The sequence below is a fragment of the Streptomyces incarnatus genome (assembly GCF_001027185.1).
Taxonomy (GTDB): Bacteria; Actinomycetota; Actinomycetes; order Streptomycetales; family Streptomycetaceae; genus Streptomyces; species Streptomyces puniciscabiei.
In genome coordinates this window covers 3,253,697-3,268,984 of sequence record NZ_CP011497.1, presented here as the reverse complement: position 1 = coordinate 3,268,984, position 15,288 = coordinate 3,253,697, and the positions used below count along the sequence as shown (strand labels likewise).

At 72.4% G+C, this 15,288-nt stretch carries 14 protein-coding genes; 7 read left to right on the top strand and 7 right to left on the bottom strand.

All coding sequences use genetic code 11. The features are described 5' to 3' along the window. Positions 1–68: 68 nt before the first annotated feature. A complete protein-coding gene (locus ABB07_RS14405) occupies positions 69–1,223 on the top strand; it encodes a cystathionine gamma-synthase (RefSeq protein WP_208899094.1) in 1,155 nt (384 codons plus the stop codon). A 72-nt stretch (positions 1,224–1,295) separates the two neighbouring features. Here ABB07_RS14405 and ABB07_RS14400 read toward each other — a convergent pair whose 3' ends face one another. From ABB07_RS14400 to ABB07_RS14390, 3 genes are all read right to left on the bottom strand, one after another. Next, on the bottom strand, positions 1,296–1,544 hold the full coding sequence (locus tag ABB07_RS14400) for a hypothetical protein (protein ID WP_208899093.1): 249 nt from the start codon (positions 1,542–1,544) through the stop codon (positions 1,296–1,298). 229 nt (positions 1,545–1,773) lie between these two features. After that, entirely contained in the window at positions 1,774–2,277 is a 504-nt protein-coding gene (locus tag ABB07_RS14395; protein ID WP_208899092.1) for a sigma factor-like helix-turn-helix DNA-binding protein, read from the bottom strand. A gap of 143 nt (positions 2,278–2,420) precedes the next feature. Beyond that, positions 2,421–2,927: a MarR family winged helix-turn-helix transcriptional regulator gene (locus tag ABB07_RS14390; protein ID WP_208899091.1), complete on the bottom strand. Its 507-nt coding sequence runs from the start codon at positions 2,925–2,927 to the stop codon at positions 2,421–2,423. Between the two features lie 162 nt (positions 2,928–3,089). On the opposite strand from ABB07_RS14390, the gene ilvA reads away from it, so the two are divergent. The 3 genes from ilvA to ABB07_RS14375 all read left to right on the top strand — a co-directional run bounded on the left by ilvA (position 3,090) and on the right by ABB07_RS14375 (position 6,322). Next, positions 3,090–4,319: a threonine ammonia-lyase gene (ilvA, locus tag ABB07_RS14385; RefSeq protein WP_208899090.1), complete on the top strand. Its 1,230-nt coding sequence runs from the start codon at positions 3,090–3,092 to the stop codon at positions 4,317–4,319. A 219-nt stretch (positions 4,320–4,538) separates the two neighbouring features. Continuing rightward, a complete protein-coding gene (locus ABB07_RS14380; RefSeq protein ID WP_208899089.1) occupies positions 4,539–5,525 on the top strand; it encodes an ATP-binding cassette domain-containing protein in 987 nt (328 codons plus the stop codon). After that, entirely contained in the window at positions 5,522–6,322 is an 801-nt protein-coding gene (locus tag ABB07_RS14375) for an ABC transporter permease (RefSeq protein ID WP_208899088.1), read from the top strand. The genes ABB07_RS14380 and ABB07_RS14375 overlap by 4 nt, the downstream gene beginning before the upstream one ends. Positions 6,323–6,332: 10 nt before the next feature. Here the strand turns inward: ABB07_RS14375 and ABB07_RS14370 are convergent, their stop codons facing one another. Beyond that, positions 6,333–6,716 carry an STAS domain-containing protein gene (locus ABB07_RS14370; protein ID WP_208899087.1) on the bottom strand — a complete coding sequence of 128 codons (384 nt, stop codon included), beginning with the start codon at positions 6,714–6,716 and terminating at the stop codon, positions 6,333–6,335. 245 nt (positions 6,717–6,961) lie between these two features. Between ABB07_RS14370 and ABB07_RS14365 the strand changes: the two genes are divergently transcribed. Continuing rightward, positions 6,962–9,577 (top strand): amino acid permease, encoded by a 2,616-nt coding sequence (locus ABB07_RS14365; protein WP_425264720.1) that lies wholly within the window; start codon positions 6,962–6,964, stop codon positions 9,575–9,577. Positions 9,578–9,683: 106 nt separating this feature from the next. Here ABB07_RS14365 and greA read toward each other — a convergent pair whose 3' ends face one another. Both greA and ABB07_RS14355 read right to left on the bottom strand, forming a co-directional pair. After that, positions 9,684–10,184: a transcription elongation factor GreA gene (greA, locus tag ABB07_RS14360; protein ID WP_055707236.1), complete on the bottom strand. Its 501-nt coding sequence runs from the start codon at positions 10,182–10,184 to the stop codon at positions 9,684–9,686. A gap of 188 nt (positions 10,185–10,372) precedes the next feature. Continuing rightward, positions 10,373–10,771: a DUF4307 domain-containing protein gene (locus ABB07_RS14355; protein ID WP_208899086.1), complete on the bottom strand. Its 399-nt coding sequence runs from the start codon at positions 10,769–10,771 to the stop codon at positions 10,373–10,375. A 137-nt stretch (positions 10,772–10,908) separates the two neighbouring features. On the opposite strand from ABB07_RS14355, the gene mca reads away from it, so the two are divergent. After that, positions 10,909–11,769, top strand: coding sequence for a mycothiol conjugate amidase Mca (gene mca, locus ABB07_RS14350; RefSeq protein WP_208903438.1), 861 nt, complete (start codon positions 10,909–10,911; stop codon positions 11,767–11,769). Then, positions 11,762–12,004 carry a hypothetical protein gene (locus ABB07_RS14345; RefSeq protein WP_208899085.1) on the top strand — a complete coding sequence of 81 codons (243 nt, stop codon included), beginning with the start codon at positions 11,762–11,764 and terminating at the stop codon, positions 12,002–12,004. Before mca ends, ABB07_RS14345 begins: the two co-directional genes overlap by 8 nt. A gap of 8 nt (positions 12,005–12,012) precedes the next feature. Here the strand turns inward: ABB07_RS14345 and ABB07_RS14340 are convergent, their stop codons facing one another. Then, positions 12,013–15,216: a tetratricopeptide repeat protein gene (locus tag ABB07_RS14340; RefSeq protein WP_208899084.1), complete on the bottom strand. Its 3,204-nt coding sequence runs from the start codon at positions 15,214–15,216 to the stop codon at positions 12,013–12,015. Between the last annotated feature and the right edge of the window lie 72 nt (positions 15,217–15,288).

Here is a 15,288-nt window from a genome sequence, read left to right as displayed (position 1 = left end):
CCTTCCTCCGGTGCCGCTCGAGCCCGGCGGGCGTCAGGATCCGGTCAGGCGCACTACGCTCGGTGCACATGAGCGACAGGCACATCAGTCAGCACTTCGAGACCCTCGCGATCCACGCGGGCAACACCGCGGATCCCCTCACCGGCGCGGTCGTCCCGCCGATCTACCAGGTCTCGACCTACAAGCAGGACGGCGTCGGGGGGCTGCGCGGCGGCTACGAGTACAGCCGCAGCGCCAACCCCACCCGCACCGCCCTCGAGGAGAACCTCGCCGCGCTGGAGGGCGGCCGTCGCGGCCTCGCCTTCGCGTCCGGCCTGGCGGCCGAGGACACCCTGCTGCGCACGCTGCTCAGCCCCGGTGACCACGTGGTGATCCCGAACGACGCCTACGGCGGCACCTTCCGCCTCTTCGCCAAGGTCGTCACCCGCTGGGGCGTGGAGTGGTCCGTCGCCGACACCAGCGACCCGGCCGCCGTACGGGCCGCGATCACCCCGAAGACCAAGGCCGTCTGGGTGGAGACCCCCTCCAACCCGCTGCTCGGCATCACCGACATCGCCGCCGTCGCCTCCGTCGCGCACGACGCGGGCGCGAAGCTCGTCGTCGACAACACCTTCGCCACGCCCTACCTGCAGCAGCCGCTGTCGCTCGGCGCGGACGTCGTCGTCCACTCCCTGACCAAGTACATGGGCGGTCACTCGGACGTCGTGGGCGGCGCGCTGATCGTCTCCGACCAGGGCCTCGGCGAGGAGCTGGCCTACCACCAGAACGCGATGGGCGCCGTCGCCGGCCCCTTCGACTCCTGGCTGGTGCTGCGCGGCACCAAGACGCTCGCGGTGCGGATGGACCGGCACAGCGACAACGCCACGAAGATCGCCGACATGCTGACCCGGCACCCGCGCGTGACCAGCGTGCTCTACCCGGGCCTGCCCGAGCACCCCGGCCACGAGGTCGCCGCGAAGCAGATGAAGGCGTTCGGCGGCATGGTGTCCTTCCGGGTGCGGGGCGGTGAGGAGGCCGCCGTCGAGGTGTGCAACCGCGCCAAGGTGTTCACCCTCGGCGAGTCGCTCGGCGGCGTCGAGTCCCTCATCGAGCACCCCGGCCGGATGACGCACGCCTCCGCGGCCGGCTCCGCGCTGGAGGTACCCGGTGACCTGGTACGCCTGTCCGTGGGCATCGAGAACGTCGACGACCTGCTGACCGACCTCCAGCAGGCGCTGGGCTGACGGAAACCAGCGCCGGGGTGCGCGGGGAGGCTCGTGGGGGCGGGCCGGTGGCGGGTGGACGGTTGCCGGACGTCACCAGCCGGTGATCGGCGGAGTCGTCTGGGAGGGCGGCTCCGTCCACGGGTGCACTCGGGCCGCCCACACGCTGAACGCGACGACCGCGGCGCAGGCCAGCAGCCACAGCACCCGGCGGACGAGCTGCCTGCGCCCGAGCAGCCGCTCGCCGCGGCGCACCGCCTCCGCGCACAGGTCCGGCGGCACCGGTGCCGGAGCCCGCTCCATGATCTGCCGCGCGGCGGCCTCCCGTTGGGGCCGGTTCATCCCGCCCTCCCGCCGCGCCGGGTTCCCGATGCCCGCGCGCTCCTGGGCTCGCCCCCACGCGGGGCGCTCCCGGCGCTCTCCCCGCCCCGCGCGCGCCCGCGGCCCGACCCACTCCGCACGGCCGGGGGGCTCGACGCGGCCGGAGCACCCCCCACGGCCGGAGCACCCCCCACGGCCGGGGCACCCCTGGCGGCCGGTACGCGCCACGCGCTGTTCGCTCCCCGCCTCCTCACGACGGCGCCACCTTCCTGCCCGCCGTCCGTGGCGAGGGGCGGCTCGGCGGGTGGAGCAAGGTGGCTGTCGCGCGGTCGCAGATGGTGTGGACGCGCTCTTGCGGGAGCCCGAGGAGGGCCGCGGTCTGTTGCTCGGCGACGCCTTCGTACAGGCGCAGCACCAGGATCAGCCGCTCCTGCGGGGTGAGCGCGGCGAGCGGGCTGCGCGGATCGGGGCGGCCGCGGCCGAAGGCGCCGTACTGGTGCCAGGTCGCGCGGGCGAAGCGGGTGGCGAGGTACTGGCGGGCGCAGTCGTACGGGTCCTCGCCGTGCAGCCGGTCCCAGCGCGCGTAGGTGTGGGCGAGCGCGAGCGTCAGCAGGCGCCGCGCGCGCGGGTTGGCGTCCGGCGCCTCCGCGGTCAGCAGCGTGGCGGCATGCAGCAGACGTCCGGCCGCGCCCGCGACGAAGGCCTCGAACTCGCGGGCCCGGCGGGTACTTCGGGACACCTGCCGCTCACGCACCGCGCCTCCCCCCTTGAACGGGGCCCGTCCGGTACGGGAAATGGTGAACCGCGTACGACGCAGGACCCGGTCTCATATGAGGCCAGCGGCGGCCCGGGGTCAAGACTCCGGAAGCCACCGATGCCGGGAGGCGCCGACGGGGTTCAGGACGCCGGCTGCTGTTCCGCCGGCGCGGGCCCCTGCACCGTCATCCGCGCGGACAGCGCGCGGTTGAAGCGGGTCAGGAGCGTGCAGAACTGCTCACGCTCCTCCGGTGCCCAGTCCTGGGTCAGCTCGGCCATCAGCTGACGCCTGGAGGAGCGCACCTCCTCCAGCCGCGCGACCCCGCGCGGGGACAGCTGAAGGACCACCGCCCGCCCGTCCTCGGGGTGCGAGGTGCGCTTGACCAGCCCGGTGTCGACCAGCGGAGCCACCTGCCGGGTGACCGTGGAGGAGTCGATGCCCATGCTCGCCGCGAGCGCCTTGACGCCCATCGGGCCTTCCTTGTCGAGGCGGTTGAGCAGCAGATACGCCGCGCGGTCCATGGAGTTGCGCACCTGCCCGACGCCGCCGAGCCGGGTCTGTTCGGCACGGCGGGCGAACACCGCCACCTCGTGCTGGAGGGTGTCGAGGAGACCGGTGTCACCGACGGTCGTCATGTCCATCGACATTTCAGGTGTTGTGGGCATGGCCGGGGGCTCGCTTCATGAAGGGCTGCTGGGTTGGGGGACAGGGTACGCGGCCCGGCGGCGGACCGTACCGGCGCTGCGCAAACCGGTCTCGCAGCTTGGTCACACCCGTCGTGTACGACCGTGAACTGCGATGCTGGAGTCATGAGCTACCGCACGGCTGACTCCTTGCGTTCCGTCACCCTGGACGATGTGCGAGGAGCGCAGAAGATGCTCTCCGGCGTGGCACGGGTCACCGCGATGGAGGGCAGCCGGCACCTTACCCAGCTGGTCGGCGCGCCGGTGCATCTGAAGTGCGAGAACCTGCAGCGGACCGGCTCGTTCAAGCTGCGCGGCGCCTATGTGCGCATCTCGGGACTGCTGCCGGAGGAGCGGGCGGCCGGGGTGGTGGCCGCGAGCGCCGGGAACCACGCCCAGGGTGTGGCGCTGGCCTCCTCACTGCTCGGTGTGCACTCCACGGTGTTCATGCCGAAGGGCGCGCCACTGCCGAAGATCAGCGCGACGCGCGACTACGGCGCCGAGGTGCGCCTGCACGGCCAGGTGGTCGACGAGACGCTGGCCGCCGCCGAGGAGTACGCGGCCGAGACAGGGGCGGTGTTCATCCACCCCTTCGACCACCCGGACATCATCGCCGGTCAGGGCACGGTCGGCCTGGAGATCCTGGAGCAGTGCCCGGAGGTGCGCACGATCGTCGTCGGCATCGGCGGCGGCGGGCTCGCGGCCGGGATCGCGGTGGCGGTCAAGGCGATCCGGCCGGACGTCAGGGTCGTCGGCGTGCAGGCGGAGGGCGCGGCCGCCTATCCGCCGTCGCTGGCCGCCGGGCACCCGGTGTCGGTGCGGAACCCGGCGACGATGGCCGACGGCATCAAGGTGGGGCGGCCGGGCCTGGTGCCGTTCGGGATCGTCAGGGATCTGGTCGACGAGGTGCGCACCGTCAGCGAGGACCAGTTGTCGGCCGCGCTGCTGCTGTGCCTGGAGCGGGCCAAGCTGGTCGTGGAGCCGGCCGGGGCGAGCCCGGTGGCGGCGCTGCTGGCCGCGCCGGACGCCTTCGAGGGCCCGGTCGTCGCGGTGCTCTCCGGCGGCAACGTGGACCCGGTACTGATGCAGCGCGTGCTGCGGCACGGCATGGCCGCGCAGGGCCGCTACCTGGCCGTACGCCTGCGGCTGACGGACCGCCCGGGCGCCCTCGCCACGCTCCTCGGGGTGTTGTCAGCGGTCGACGCCAACGTCCTCGACGTGAGCCACGTACGAACCGACCCCCGGCTCGGGCTCACGGAGGCGGAGGTGGAGCTGCACCTCGAGACGAAGGGCCCAGCACACTGCGCCGAGGTCGGCCAGGCCCTGCGGGACGCGGGTTACACCGTCATCGACTGAGGCCGGGCCGCCTTGCGCCCCTGCGCCTCGTACCCCCTCGCCACCCGATCAGGTGAAGTCCATTGAGGGACGCGATACATCGCGTTATGGTGTGTCGTGGAGGCGGGCTGCTCGCGGCTCTTTGCCCGTCCCTTGGAAAACCACGGGCGCATTTGAACGTGCAAACCTAACCTTTCCGAAGAATCCCGGACGACGACCCCCGATGACGTGGAGACAGACATGCCAGGCGCCATCCATGCCGAAGGCCTGGTGAAGACCTTCGGCGACGTAAGGGCTCTCGACGGCGTAGACCTCGACGTGCCCGAGGGCACGGTCCTCGGCCTCCTCGGGCCGAACGGCGCCGGCAAGACGACGACCGTCCGCTGCCTGACCACGCTCCTGCGCCCCGACAGCGGCAAGGCGGTCGTCGCGGGCGTGGACGTGCTGCAGGACCCCGACGCCGCGCGCCGCTCCATAGGCCTGTCCGGCCAGTTCGCGGCGGTCGACGAGTATCTGACCGGCCGGGAGAACCTGGTGATGGTCGGACAGCTGTACCAGATGAAGGCCAAGGCGGCGAAGGCGCGCGCGGCTGAGCTGCTGGAGCAGTTCAACCTCGCGGACGCCGCCGACCGCCCCACCAAGACCTACTCCGGAGGCATGCGCCGCCGGCTCGACCTCGCCGCGGCCCTCGTGGTCTCCCCTCCGGTGATGTTCATGGACGAGCCGACGACCGGCCTCGACCCGCGCAACCGCCAGCAGCTGTGGGAGGTCATCAAACAGCTCGTCTCCGGCGGCACCACCCTGCTGCTGACCACGCAGTATCTGGAGGAGGCCGACCACCTCGCCCACGACATCGCGGTGGTCGACCACGGCCGGGTGATCGCCCAGGGCACCTCCGACCAGCTCAAGGCCCGCACCGGCGGCGAGCGCGTCGAGATCGTGGTGCACGAGCGGGAGCACATCGCGACCGCCGCCGAGGTGGTGCGCGGCTTCGGCAAGGGCGAGGTCACGGTCGAGGAACACACCCGCCGGCTGACGGTTCCCGTGACCGGCGGCGCCAAGCTGCTCGCCGAGATCATCCGCGAGCTGGACACCCGCGGGATCGAGATGGACGACATCGGGCTGCGCCGCCCCACCCTCGACGACGTCTTCCTGTCGCTGACGGGACACGTGGCCGAGACCGCCGCCCACGACGACGAGGCGACCGCCGAGGAGGCCGTGAAATGAGCGCCGTCAGCGACTCCCTGGTGGTCGCCCGCCGGAACCTGATCCGCATGCGCCGGATTCCCGAGATGCTGGTCTTCGGGCTGATCCAGCCCATCATGTTCGTGGTGCTGTTCACCTACGTCTTCGGCGGTTCGATCCAGGTCGGCGCGTCCCACTCCACCCAGGACTACCGCGAGTTCCTGATGGCCGGGATCTTCGCGCAGACGGTCACGTTCGCCACGGCGGGCGCCGGTGCGGGCATCGCCGACGACATGCACAAGGGCCTCGTCGACCGTTTCCGCTCCCTGCCCATGGCGCGTGGCGCGGTCCTGACCGGACGCACCCTCGCCGACCTGGTCCAGACGGCACTGACCCTGCTCGTGCTCGCGGTCGTCGCCCTGATCGTCGGCTGGCGCACCCACGAGAACCTCGGCAAGGTGCTCGCCGGATTCGCCCTGCTCCTGCTGCTCGGGTACGCGTTCTCCTGGATCGGCGCGCTCATCGGCCTGTCCGTGCGCACTCCCGAAGCGGCGACCTCGGGAGGCCTGATCTGGCTGTTTCCGCTGACGTTCATCTCGAACGCGTTCGTGGACGCCAACCAGATGCCGGCCTTCCTGCGGCACATAGCGGAGTGGAACCCGTTCAGCGCGACCGTGCAGGCGTGCCGCGAGCTGTTCGGCAACCTCCCCCCGGGCTTCCGGACACCCGGCGCCTGGCCCATGCAGCACCCCGTGCCGGCCTCGCTGATCTGGTCGGTCGTGATCATCCTGATCTTCCGCACGCTCGCGGTGCGCAAGTACCGCCGGGCCAACGGCTGACCTCGGGGCGTCACAGCGGGCCGACCGCGACCGCCTCGCCCACGGTCTCGTGCACCTTGAGGTCGTGGGTGGGCCGCGCGATGCGCAGAAGCCGGTGCACGCGCCCCTTGGGAACCACCACCCGCACCGTGCCTCCGTGTCGGACGGCCGTCCGGTGGGCACCGATGAGCGCACCCAGTCCATGCGCGTCGCAGAAGGTGACGTCACCGAGGTCGATGATCACCTGGGGACGCCCACCGTGGTCGGCGATGAGTGCTCCCAGATGCGTCCGCAGCCCCGGCTCGGTGAAGATGTCGATCTGGCCGGCCAGGCTGGCGATCGTCCAGCCGTCGAGGCGGTCGACGGACACCGTCAGCTTCCCATGCCCGTCCCCCTGTCGGTCTTCCCTGTCCATGCCGCACCTCCACTCCGGCCTTACCGGCAGCTTCACGCGGGCGGTGGGGTGCCGACAGGGGCGGACGGTCCCGGGTGGGGTGCTGCGGGTCCTTGCCGCGGTAGGCCGTTCGGCCCATGGCGCGGGCACGGGTGGATGGCCGTGGCGCGCCGTCGGGCGTTCCCGAGGTCTCACCGCGGCCCCCGCGCTGTTGCGGAGGCCGGGGCCCGGCGTTGCAATCAAGTGTGAGGCACTTTGGCGGCGCCGTGCCCGCAGGCCTCCCCGCTCCCGGGACGGGGGCCGGCCGGAAGGGGCTGAAGACCGACGCCCTGGGCATGTTCTCCTCGGTGGCCATGGGCCTTGCCTCCACCGGCCCGGCGTACAGTCTGGCCGCGACGCTGGGCGTCATCGTGGCCGGGGTCGGACTGCAGGCCCCGATCGTCACGATGCTGGCCTTCATCCCGATGCTGCTGATCGCGTACGCCTTCCGGGAGCTCAACGCGAGCAACGCGGACTGCGGGACCACCTTCACCTGGGCCACGCGCACCTTCGGACCGCGCGTCGGCTGGATGGGCGGCTGGGGAATCATCGTCGCCGACACCATCGTCATGGCGAACCTCGCCGAGATCTCGGCCGCCTACGGCTTCCGGCTGGTGGGCCTGGACGGACTGGCGGCGAGCCGGCTGTGGACCACCGTGGTCGGCATCGCCTGGATCGCCGTACTCACCGCGATCTGCTACGTCGGCATCGAGTTCTCGGCGGCCGTCCAGCGCTGGCTGCTGTGCCTGGAAGTGGTGATGCTGGTCTGCTTCGCCGTCGCGGCGCTGGTCAGGGTCTACACCGACCCGCCCGCGACGGCGATCCATGTCTCCGCCTCCTGGTTCAACCCGTTCGAGGTGCCCTCGGTAAGGGCGCTGACCTCGGGCATCCTCGCGGGGGTCTTCATCTACTGGGGCTGGGACACCGCGTTCTCGGTCAACGAGGAGACCGTCGACAGCACGCGCGTCCCCGGGCGCGCCGCGGTCCTGACCACCGTGCTGCTGCTGGTCATGTACGGCCTGGTGTCCACCTCGGCGCAGTCGTTCGCGGGAGTCGGCACCTCCGGCATCGGGCTCGGCAACCCGCGCAACTCCGACGACGTGCTCTCCCGGCTGGGCGACGCCGTGTTCGGGACGGACGGCACCGGGCTGCTCCTGTCGCGCATGCTCGTCCTGATGGTGCTGACCTCCGCGCTGGCCTCCGCCGAGACCACCATCCTGCCCCTGTCCAGGACCGTCTTCTCCATGGCGGTCCACAAGGCGGTCCCCGCCCGGTTCGCCCGGCTCCACCGCAGGTTCCTCACCCCGACCTGGGGCACGGTCGGCGTGGGAGCGGTCTCGATCGCCCTGTATGTCCTGCTGGCGTCGTTCAGCCAGAACATCCTGGCCGACTCGGTCGAATCGGTCGGTCTCGCGATCGCGTTCCAGTACGGGGTGACCGGCCTCGCCTGCCTCTGGTACCACCGCAAGGTCCTGACCCGCAGCACCAGGGATCTGGTCTTCAAGGGCGTACTGCCGGCGCTGGGCGCGCTGATGATGCTCTCGCTGTTCCTCTACGCGGCCTTCGCCGTCTACGCGAAACCCGGGTACGGCATGACCGCCGTCGATCTGCCGCTGATCGGCAGGACGGGCGGGGTCACCGTGCTGGGCCTCGGCGCCCTGCTGATCGGTCTGCTGCTCATGCCGGTGGTCACCCATGGCCACACCATGGCCCTCAAGCTGCAGCGGAGCCTGCTTCCACGCCGCCTGCCGGCCCACGCCGCCGTCGACTCGGCGAGCCGCTACCAGCCCGCCGACAGCCGGTCCGGGGTGGGTGGCGACTGGTACGACGTCATTCCCCTGTCGGGCACCCGGGTCGGCCTGGTCGTCGGAGACGTGCTCGGGCACGGCCTGCGTGCCGCGGCCACCATGGGCCGCCTGCGTACGGGGGTGCGGGTGCTGGCCCGGCTGGACCTGAGCCCGGACGAGCTGTTGTCCCGCCTGGCCGACCTGGTCGAGCAGACCTCGTACGAGGGCGGGGCCGGCCGGGGCCCGGGCCACCCGAAACCGCACGCCGACGAGGCCATGGGCGTCAGCTGCCTGTACGCGGTGTACGACCCGGTCTCGGGCAGGTGCGGGCTCGCGCGGGCCGGGGAGCCGGTGCTGGCGGTCGTCGACCCGCGCACGGGCGTCGTCGACTGTCCGCAGCTGCCGAGCGGGCCACCGCTGGGGATCGGGGGCCCGCCCTACCAGAGCACGGAACTGGACCTCGCGCCGGGCAGCCTCCTCGCCCTCTGCACGGACGGCCTGCTCCAGGCGGCCGACGACCGCGCCGCCGGGCTCGCCCGGCTGTCCCACGTCCTGGCCGGCGGCCACGCGTCCCTTCCGGAGCTGTGCGACAGGGCGGTGGCCACGCTGCTGCCCGGGCCGGTGGACGTGGACGCGACGCTGCTCGTGGTCCGCACCCGCCTGCTCGACCGGAACCAGCTCGCCGAGTGGTCGGTACTCCCGGACCCGGCGGCGGTGGCCACCATCCGCACCGCCACCGGCAAGCAGCTCGTCGACTGGGGGCTGGACGACCTGGCCTTCACCACCGAGCTCGTCGTCAGCGAACTGGTCACCAACGCCATCCGCTACGTCGGCGGTCCGATCCAGGTACGCCTGATCCGCGACCGGGCCCTGATCTGCGAGGTCTCCGACACCGGCCACACCTCGCCGAATCTGCGGCACGCCGCGAGCGACGAGGAGGGCGGGCGGGGCCTGTTCATCATCGCGCAGATGACCCACCACTGGGGCACCCGCTACACCAGCGCCGGCAAGACCATCTGGACCGAACAGGACCTCCCGCCCCCGGGCGGCAGCTAGTGCCGGGGCACCAGGCCCGGGACCCGGCGCCGGGCACGGCGAAGCCCCCGGGGGCCGGGCGGGATCCGCCGGCCGCCGGGGGCTCGAGGTCACATCGGGTGGGGGATCAGCCCGAGTACGGCTCGGCCTTCAGGATCCGCACCGAGGCCTTCTTGCCGTTCGGCAGTTCGTACTCCGCGTCCTCGCCGACCTTGTGGCCGATCACGCCCGCACCGAGCGGGGACTGCGGCGAGTACGTCTCGATGTCGGAGCTGGCGTACTCGCGGGAGGCGAGCAGGAACGTCAGCGTGTCGTCCTCGTCACCGTCGAAGGCGATCGTGACGACCATGCCCGGCGCGACGGCACCGTCGGCGGAGGCCGGGGCCTCGCCCACCTTGGCGTTCTCGAGAAGCTGGGTCAGCTGCCGCACGCGCAGCTCCTGCTTGCCCTGCTCCTCCTTGGCCGCGTGGTACCCGCCGTTCTCACGCAGGTCGCCCTCCTCGCGCGCGGCCGCGATCTTGGCGGCGATCTCCGTGCGCGCAGGACCAGTAAGGTACTCAAGCTCGTCCTTGAGCTTGTTGTACGCCTCCTGGGTCAGCCAGGTGACGTTCTCGCTGGTCTGGGTCACAGGGTGCTCCTCGTCGGTACTGGGAATACAAAGCATCGCCCTACCCAGAAGAATGTTCCCTCTCGGGTGGGCGAAACCACGAGCCTAACAATTCGAGGCCGCAAGGGGGAGGACATAAGCCATAAGAATTACATCAACGCAGGTCAGCGGCTACGTATTCCGGGTGATGCCGGGGATGTCCGGCCCTGTCAGCCGGTGTGACAGCCGAGCAGTTCGGCCGTCGTCCCCTTCGCCGTCGTACGCAGCGTGACGACCCGGTCGATGCGCGTGGCCGGCCCGGTGAAGCGGAAGTCGGCCCGGCCCACCTCGGAGCCGTCCGCCGCCTGGGAGCGCAGGGTGCAGTAGCCCGAGGTGCCGGAGTCCTTGCGGACCTCCAGATGCACCTTGACCGCGTTGTCCGTGGCGTCGAAGGCGATCACCTGGGCGCTGATCCTGCTCTGCACGACATAGTGGTAGGCGAAGTAGGCGACCAGTGCGAGCAGGGCCGTGCCGAGCACCGCACCCGCGACCCTGAGCCTACGGTCCGCGCGCTCGTCCGAGGAACGGCCGTAGCGGCCCTCGGGCAGCCGCGTGCTCGCCGTACTCATGATCGTCCTCTCGGCCGGAACCGGACCCGGAATTATTCGCCCCCCGATTCCGTCACTATAGAAGTCGCCGACTGCGCCCGGAGCCACGGGGGCGCCGACTTACCGAGGATTGAGTCTTGACTGACCAGCTGCGACTGATGGCCGTTCACGCGCACCCCGACGACGAGTCGAGCAAGGGCGCGGCCACCATGGCGAAGTACGTGTCCGAGGGGGTGGACGTGCTGGTGGTGACCTGCACCGGCGGAGAACGCGGGTCCATCCTCAACCCCAAGCTCCAGGGCGACAGGTACATCGAGGAGCACATCCACGAGGTACGCAAGAAGGAGATGGACGAGGCCCGCGAGATCCTCGGGGTCAAGCAGGAGTGGCTCGGCTTCGTCGACTCCGGCCTGCCCGAGGGCGACCCGCTGCCGCCGCTGCCGGAGGGCTGCTTCGCCCTGGAGGACGTCGACAAGGCGGCCGGCGAGCTCGTGCGCAGGATCCGCGCCTTCCGCCCGCAGGTGATCACCACCTACGACGAGAACGGCGGCTACCCGCACCCCGACCACATCATGACCCACAAGATCTCCATGGTGGCGTTCGAGGGCGCGGCGGACACCGAGAAGTACCCGGAGGCCGAGTACGGGCCCGCCTACCAGCCGCTGAAGCTGTACTACAACCAGGGCTTCAACCGCCCCCGCACCGAGGCGCTGCACCACGCGATGCTCGAGCGCGGCATGGAGTCGCCGTACGGGGAGTGGCTCAAGCGCTGGGACGAGACGCAGCGTGTCGAACGCACCCTGACCACGCACATCCCGTGCGCGGACTTCTTCGAGATCCGCGACAAGGCGCTGATCGCGCACGCCACGCAGATCGACCCCGACGGCGGCTGGTTCAAGGTCCCGATGGAGCTGCAGAAGGAGGTCTGGCCGACGGAGGAGTACGAGCTGGCGAAGTCTCTCGTCGACACCTCCCTCCCCGAGGACGACCTCTTCGCGGGCATCCGGGACAATGCCTGACATGAGCGCAAGCGTGAGCCCGGCAGTGACGCACCTCGTCCCCCTGGCCGACCTCGACCAGAACAAGGTCACCCCCGGTGTCCTCGGCTTCATCGTCTTCGCGGTGATGGCCCTGGCGGTGTGGGGCCTGATGAAGTCGATGAGCAAGCACATGAACAAGGTCGACTTCAAGGAGTCCCCGGACCCCGAGGAGAAGCAGGCCGAGAACGCCGACTCCGCCGCCCGGCGGCACTGACCCGGGCGTCAGCGTCCCGCCGCCACCGCCACCCCCATCACCTCCCGGGCGTGGCGGTCCGGCGTCATGCGCAGCCGCCAGGCCTGCCAGCCGTCCTCCAGGCTGACCCCGCGTTCCAGCAGCAGCGCGTACGCCGGGACGTACTCGGCCAGTTTCTCGTCCCGCAGGGGATGACCGGCGCGGGCGAGCTGGGCCAGCTCCTCCTGGGCGACCGCCGCGCCCACCTCCGCCCCGCCCGGCGCCGCGTACGGCAGCAGGGTGCAGCGCAGGAAGCGGGCCCAGTCCTCGCCGCGCCGGTCGCCGTAGGAGACGAACAGGTCCAGCGCCTCGTCGGCGAGGGCCAGCGCGGCCTGCGTACGGGCGTTGCCCGCGTCGACCACGGCCAGCTCCAGGCAGCTCCACGCCTCGCCGTGGGCGACGCCGATGCGCTGGAAGTCGGCGCGGGCGTCCACCAGGAGCTGCCGGGCGAAGCCGGAGTTGCGCAACGAGCCGGTCTGCGCGGCCCGCTGGTCGCGGGTGACCCGCGCCGAGTGGTGCCGGGCGCAGGCCAGGCCGTACACGTCGCGCATCCGGGAGAACATGGTGCGGGACCGCTCCAGGTCGCGCACCGCCAGGTCCAGGTCGCCGGTCTCCTCCAGCGCCTGGCCCAGGTAGTACAGCGTCCACGCCTCGCCGCGCGCGTCCTCGTTCTCCCGGTGCCGGGCGGCTGCCTGCCCGAGGCTCTCCACGGCCGGTGAGGCGTCGCCGGCCACCAGCCGGGCCCGGGCCAGCTGGGTCAGCGCCCACGCCTCGCCGCGCGCGTCGTGCGTCCGGCCGTACCGCTCCAGGGCCGCCCGCAGCTCGGTCTCCGCACGCGGCACGTCCCCCATCCGCAGCGCCAGCTGGCCGAGCTGGAAGTGTGCCCAGGCCTCGCCGTGCACCGAGCCGCCCTCGCGGTGCAGCACCAGCGAGCCGGTGAGCAGCTCCAGCGCCTCGGCCGGCCGGGCCCGGTCACGCTGGACGGCGGCCAGGGCGTGCATCGTCCAGGCCCGGTCGGTGGCCAGCTCGGGGGCCGCCTGCAGATCCAGCGCCTCCTGCAGCTTGGCGGCCGCCTCCGTGAGGTTGCCCTGGTGGTGCAGGGTGATCCCGAGCGAGCACAGGGCCCGGGCCGCCCCCGCCTCGTGGTGCGCCTCCCGGTACAGGTCCACCACCGACGCCAGCGTGGAGCGCGCCTTGTCCAGCTCGCCCAGCTGCCGGGCCGCGATACCGGTACGCCACTGCACCGAGCGCACCAGCAGCCCCTGGTCCACGGCCTCGGCCAGCTCGCTGATCTCCCCGAGCCGGTACAGGTCGCCGCGCAGCAGGCAGTAGTCGCACAGCGCGCCCAGCAGGTTCTGCACCGCCGCCTGGTTGACGCCCTCGGCGTGCCGCAGGGCCGCGGTGATGAAGCTGGACTCGTCGTCCAGCCAGCGCAGCGCCTCGTCCAGCGAGGTGAAGCCGTGCGGGCCGAACTGGTGCGAGCGCGTCGACACGTTCCCGTCGACCAGGCGCAGCACCGAGTCGGCCAGGTCCGCGTAGTTCACGATCAGCCGTTCCTGCGCGGCCGCGCGCTCCGCCGGGTCCTCCTCGTCCAGCAGCCGGGCCTGGGCGAAGGCGCGCACCAGGTCGTGCAGCCGGTAGCGGCTGCCGCGCACGTGGTCGAGGAGGCCGGCCCGGGCGAGGGCGACCAGGTGGCGGGTGGCCTCGGCCTCGTCCGTGGCGAGCAGCGCGGCGGCCGCCGCGGCACCCAGCGAGGCCCGGCCCGCGAGCGCGAGCCTGCGCAGCAGCCGGCGCGCGGGCTCCGGCTGGTCGGTGTAGCGCAGCCACAGGGCCCGCTCCACCGGCTCCACCGGCCCGTACGCGCCCAGGTCCGTGGCCAGCTGCCGGGGTGAGCGCGGGCCGAGCGCGGAGCCCGCGATCCGCAGGGCCAGCGGCAGCCCGCCGGTGAGGTCCCGGATCCGGTCGGCGGACTCGGCGTCGTACGGCCCCGACGCGTCCTCGGCGACGGCACCGAGCAGTTCCTCGGCGCCCGCCGCGTCCAGCGCCTCGACCGGCAGGTGGTGCACCCAGGCCGACAGGTCCGCCGGCAGGTCCAGGGCGTCGCGGGCGGTGACCAGGACCAGGCTGTCGGAGCGCTCGGGGACCAGCGCCCGCACCTGCTCCGAATCGGCGGCGTCGTCCAGCACGATCGTCACCGGCAGACCGGACAGATGCTGGTGGTACAGCTCGCCGAGCCGCTTGACCTGCTGGTCGGGGGAGGAGCGCTCCCGGAACAGCAGCTGCTCGCGGGGCGCGCCGAGCCGGTTGAGCAGGTGCAGCAGGGCGTCCCGGGTCGCGAGCGGTGCCTCCTCCCGCCTGCCGCCGCGCAGATCCACGACCACCGCGCCGCGGAAGTGGTCCCGCAGCTCGTGCGCCGCGCGCACCGCGAGCGTGGTCCGGCCCGAGCCGGGCTCGCCGTGCAGCACGACCACCGTCGGCCGGGTCTCCGTCGCCGCCCGGGCGGCCTGCGCCCACTGCCGGATCCGCGCCAGCTCCGCCCGCCGCCCCGCGAACGCGCGGTCCGCGTCCGGGAGTTGCCCGAACGACTGCTCCAGCACCGAACGCCGGCGGGCCGCCGCGCTCTTGTCCGTGCCGCGCAGCGCCGGGCCGCCCTTCTTCTTCGGGGCCGTGGCGGCGGTCAGCACCCGCTGCTGGTCGAGGAACGGGCGGATGCCCCGCACCTCCAGCGCGGTCAGCCACTGCAGCCGCAGCTGTTCGGGCCCGCCGGGCTGCCCCGCCGCGCCCGCGCGGTGATGCGCGGCGGGCAGATGGGCGCCGGCCACCTTCACCACGGAGGCGGCGGCACCGACCACACCCGCGGTGACACCCGCGCCGACGGCCGTGCCGGCGCCGGTGCCGAGGGAGACGTCGGCCACGGCCGCGGCCACCGCCGCGACCACCGCCACCAGCAGCGCGGTTCCGGCGCCCTCGCGCGCGTAGCGCTGCCCGAAGGTCAGCCGGCCCGCCTCGGCCTCGTCCAGCGCGCGGACGTAGGCCTCGTACTCCTCCCCGGCCGCCCCCGCCATCGCGTCCAGCGCGCCGCGCGCCCGCGACAACAGCACCTGCCCGTCGATCCGCCCGCCCGAGCGCCGTACCTCCTCCTCGACGGCCCGCACCAGCAGCCGCTCCGCGTCCACCCGATGGCCGTCCCGCATGTCCCGTCCCCCTCCGGCGTCAACTCCGTTGCCTATGAGTGTCCTTCGGGGCGCACGGGATGGCGAGGGGGT

Excerpts from the sequence above, each read along its gene's own strand:
- ABB07_RS14370 (WP_208899087.1), bottom strand. The coding sequence starts at position 6,716 with ATGGACAGGGAAGACCGACAGGGGGACGGGCATGGGAAGCTGACGGTG.
- ABB07_RS14405 (WP_208899094.1), top strand. The coding sequence starts at position 69 with ATGAGCGACAGGCACATCAGTCAGCACTTCGAGACCCTCGCGATCCAC.
- ABB07_RS14390 (WP_208899091.1), bottom strand. The coding sequence starts at position 2,927 with ATGTCGATGGACATGACGACCGTCGGTGACACCGGTCTCCTCGACACC.
- ABB07_RS14380 (WP_208899089.1), top strand. The coding sequence starts at position 4,539 with ATGCCAGGCGCCATCCATGCCGAAGGCCTGGTGAAGACCTTCGGCGAC.
- mca (WP_208903438.1), top strand. The coding sequence starts at position 10,909 with ATGGCCGTTCACGCGCACCCCGACGACGAGTCGAGCAAGGGCGCGGCC.
- ABB07_RS14345 (WP_208899085.1), top strand. The coding sequence starts at position 11,762 with ATGCCTGACATGAGCGCAAGCGTGAGCCCGGCAGTGACGCACCTCGTC.
- ABB07_RS14375 (WP_208899088.1), top strand. The coding sequence starts at position 5,522 with ATGAGCGCCGTCAGCGACTCCCTGGTGGTCGCCCGCCGGAACCTGATC.
- ABB07_RS14400 (WP_208899093.1), bottom strand. The coding sequence starts at position 1,544 with ATGAACCGGCCCCAACGGGAGGCCGCCGCGCGGCAGATCATGGAGCGG.
- ABB07_RS14355 (WP_208899086.1), bottom strand. The coding sequence starts at position 10,771 with ATGAGTACGGCGAGCACGCGGCTGCCCGAGGGCCGCTACGGCCGTTCC.
- ABB07_RS14340 (WP_208899084.1), bottom strand. The coding sequence starts at position 15,216 with ATGCGGGACGGCCATCGGGTGGACGCGGAGCGGCTGCTGGTGCGGGCC.
- ilvA (WP_208899090.1), top strand. The coding sequence starts at position 3,090 with ATGAGCTACCGCACGGCTGACTCCTTGCGTTCCGTCACCCTGGACGAT.